This window comes from Pseudomonas sp. HMWF006 (assembly GCF_003061205.1).
GTDB classification, from domain to species: Bacteria; Pseudomonadota; Gammaproteobacteria; order Pseudomonadales; family Pseudomonadaceae; genus Aquipseudomonas; species Aquipseudomonas monsensis.
The window spans coordinates 3482-6502 of the sequence record NZ_QAIU01000193.1 but is presented as its reverse complement, the minus strand read 5'-3'; the positions used below and the strand labels follow the sequence as shown (position 1 = coordinate 6502).

At 59.7% G+C, this 3021-nt stretch carries 3 protein-coding genes; all 3 read left to right on the top strand.

What is annotated here, in order from left to right; genetic code table 11:
* On the top strand, positions 1-1035 hold a 1035-nt coding region (locus tag DBR24_RS07615), incomplete at its 5' end, for a SagB family peptide dehydrogenase (RefSeq protein ID WP_256591329.1).
* Positions 1032-2009, top strand: a complete 978-nt coding sequence (locus DBR24_RS07610; protein ID WP_123469601.1) for a diiron oxygenase — start codon at positions 1032-1034, stop codon at positions 2007-2009. The genes DBR24_RS07615 and DBR24_RS07610, both read left to right, overlap by 4 nt.
* Positions 2002-3021, top strand: a 1020-nt coding sequence (locus DBR24_RS07605; protein WP_256591328.1) for an MFS transporter, incomplete at its 3' end; no start/stop codon positions are given. The genes DBR24_RS07610 and DBR24_RS07605, both read left to right, overlap by 8 nt.

Genomic DNA, 3021 nt, shown 5'->3' with positions numbered 1-3021 from the left:
CCCGGGCAAATAGTCTGGAACTACAAAGACCATACCCAGCACGAACTTGATCTTGATTATTCCTCGCGCCTCGCCCAACTAATAAGCAACCCCAACCTGTTCGACGCGCAAAACATAATAGACACACAACTATTAAATGCGGGCATTCTATCCGTATCAAAAACAGACAGCCCAACATGGGGCTGGGATGAACTGTCAAAGATTTATCATATCGGCACTCAGAATATTCCCTGCGAACACACACCTCGGAATATTGATGAATGGGCCAGACAGTATCTGGCGCACTGCGATGACGTTTTGGCCACCCCGGCACCGGCGGCGGCCCGTCCGGAGTCTGGAACCGGGCAATGCATTGCCTTGCCCGCTCGGAATGTCTTGAGCAACGACAGTCTGGCGAACGCATTGCTGCGGCGTAAAACCTGCCGCACCTTTACCGGCGCAGCCATGACACTGAATGATGTCGGCACATTGCTGTACCTTTCCCTTGGCTATCTCAGCGAGCGCGGGGAAGACGAGGACGACACCGTCGCCCAAGGTCTCGACGCACGCCGGAGCAGCCCTTCCGGCGGAGGTCTGAATGCGTGTGAAGGTTTTCTGCTGGTACAGAATGTCGAAGGCCTGACTCCCGGCCTGTATGCCTATGACCCCGCCGAGCACAGCCTGCGTTTTGTCAATCCACTGCCTGAAGCGGCACTGGGCGACCTGCTCGGTGGCCAGCACTTCATCAATAACCTGCCATTGGGATTGTTCATCACGGCGCGATTCGATCGGCTCTGGTGGAAATATGGACACTCGCGCGCCTATCGCATGGCATTCATTGAAGCCGGTCATCTGTCGCAGACCTTTCAAATGGTCGCCACGGCATCAGGTTTCAATACCTGGCTGACCGGTGCGTTTGCAGACGCCCAGGTCGAAACGCTGCTCAACCTCGTGGGCAGTGCCGAACAACCGCTGTTTTTTGTCGGCTGCGGTAAAAGCGACGGCCAGGTGATGTGTGAAGAAATGCGCACGCTTTTGCGCGAGGTGCAGGCATGACGCTGCTCATTGCCGATCCGCACGAGGCCCCCGTGTCATGGGCACTCAAATTCACCCTCGGAGACTGGGAGAACCGGGCTTCGGTGCGCAGCAGCACTCACGACTACCGACTGCCGGAAGACGTGCAGCAACAGTTGCAGAGCCGCCACTGGTTTCCACCGGCCTTCCTGCCGTATCTGGCGCACCCCGCGATCAAGGCGGCAGGACGCGAAACCTTGCACCGGTTGACCGCCAGCCATCTGGTGCACTTTCTCGATTACACCACCCTGCTCGAGCACCGCATCGTCAACCGTGCGGTGGAAGTGATCGTGCACCGGGAATTGCCGGTCTACGTACCTCAGGCGATGAAACACGCGGCGCTGCAGCTCTACACCGACGAGGGTTATCACGCGCTGTTCTCCAACCGTCTGGCGGAGCAGATCGCCGGGGTCTACGGGTTCAGCGCACGTCCCGTGATGCCGCAACGGATCACCCGCATGAACGCACTGATCGCCCGCACACCGCAGAAGCACCGCGCACTGGCATGGCTGCTGCTCGGTTTCGTCTCGGAAACCATCATTGCCCGGGAGTTGCTGGACGTTTGCCGCGACAGTCTGGTGTCCAGCGTCAGCGACATGCTGCGTGACCACCTGGCCGACGAAGCCCGCCACAGTCGCTACTTTGCCGAAGTGTTCCACTACGTCTGGCTGTCGATGAACAGTCGCCAGCGCGCATTCGCCAGCAAAACGTTGCTGGAGATCATCGGGATGTTCTTCGAGACCGATGAACCCTGGCTGCGACAGAGCCTGCGCGATGCCGGCATCGCCGACCGCGACGTAACCCTGATTGTCAGTGGCCTGGCCACGGCGCAGGCCAGTCGTGCACGTGCACGCTCAGGCTGCGTGGCGACCCTGGATGCACTGCGCAAAGCCGGTTTTTTTGCGCTGCCCCATAACCAGACACTTTTTGCCAAGGCAGGACTGATCGATGACTGAAGGCACATCCGTGGTCACCTCTCGCCAGCGTCGCGGGGCTGTCGGCCTGTTGCTGGCGATGGTACTGCTCGGCGTATTTCCCCTGGACGTTCTGCTGCCATCATTCCCGGCACTGGCGGCGCACTTTAGCCGGACGCCGGCGGACATCGCACTGTCGATCAGCCTGTTTGCCGTGGGAATCGCGTTTGCGCAGCTATTGATCGGCCCGCTGTCCGACAGGATCGGGCGCAAGGGCTTGCTGCTCAGCGGCCTGGGCGTGTCGATGCTCGGCGCCATCGGTTGCGTGATGACCGCAGATTATTCGTTGTTCCTGATTTTCCGGGTGATGCAAGCCTTGGGCTGCGGTTGTTTCGTGTTATCTCAGGCCCTGGTTCAGGATCTATTCGAAGGCGAGCAACGGGATCGCTTGCGAATCCTGATGGTCACGGCCACCGGTATCTTCATTTCGCTCTCGCCGCTGGCCGGCGCCTTCCTGCAGGCCACCCTTGGCTGGCGCGGCAGCTTCTGGGTGTTCACCGCGCTGTCGGCACTGGTGATGATCAAGGCCTGGCTGTTTCTGGACAGCGGTCGCCCGACGTCCAGCGCAGCACACCTTGGTTTTGTCAGGGCTTACCGGCGAGTGCTGAGCGATTTCGAGTTTGTCAGCTACTGGCTGATCTCGGCATTCGCCTTCGCCTGTCACTTCTCGTTCATCGTGATTTCGCCGCTGATTTTCATGGATCAGTTGCAACTGACGACTTATGACTTTTCCCTGATTCTGCTGATCTACGGCGCGGCGTATGTGTTCGGTGGTATCGCGGCCACGCTTTTGAGCCGACGGATCAATGCGCGACAACAGATCGTCGCCGGATTGTGCCTGATCCTGTTGGCGGGGCTGGTGATGCTGTTTCTGGCGCAGCACTTCGCGCGCTCGCCGGCCACGGTGCTGATTCCGATGCTGATCTGCACCGCCGGCACCACCATTGCGCGCCCGGCCGCCACCTCGCGAGCCATGGCCCTGTTCCCGGAAATA